We start from the raw sequence: 464 nt of genomic DNA, 5'->3' as shown, positions 1-464 counted from the left end.
ACGGCGGGGTGGCGCCGAGGTCAAGCACGCTGACCATCCGATCTGACTCACACAAGCGACACAGCACGCGCAGACCTTCGCTCTCGCCACGAGATCCAGAAATGACTCTCTTCCGAACACCACGCACACACCGAGCAACCGCGCGTGACTCTGCGCAGCAGCGTAACAGGTATCAGCTAACTTTGCGCCAGTAGCTGGTGTCACCGTTCCCTTGACGGTTCGGGTTACGCCGTCGCCGGCACAGGTCCCTCGTCACTCCATGGCGCTGACAATGGGCACGACCACGATTCCCACCGTCAGGAGTGTCTGCAGCGTCGCCAGGGCCGCCAGCGGCCAATGCCGGCGGACCCGGCCGCTTGCAGACAGGGCACAGATCACGATCAGGGCCAGTCCGGCGATCGGCAGCTCCACGTACTTCTGATAGAGCTGGCCGCCCGCGCACAGCACGGCCGCGACACTGAGCA

At 64.4% G+C, this 464-nt stretch carries 1 protein-coding gene; it reads right to left on the bottom strand.

The features are described from left to right. Positions 1-252: 252 nt before the first annotated feature. Positions 253-464: hypothetical protein (locus IMZ11_RS44035; protein WP_228649695.1), on the bottom strand; the 212-nt coding region annotated here is incomplete at its 5' end.

Origin of the sequence: Microtetraspora sp. AC03309 (genome assembly GCF_020826795.1) — a bacterium.
Taxonomy (GTDB): domain Bacteria; phylum Actinomycetota; class Actinomycetes; order Streptosporangiales; family Streptosporangiaceae; genus Microtetraspora; species Microtetraspora glauca.
This window is presented reverse-complemented; position numbering and strand designations above follow the sequence as displayed.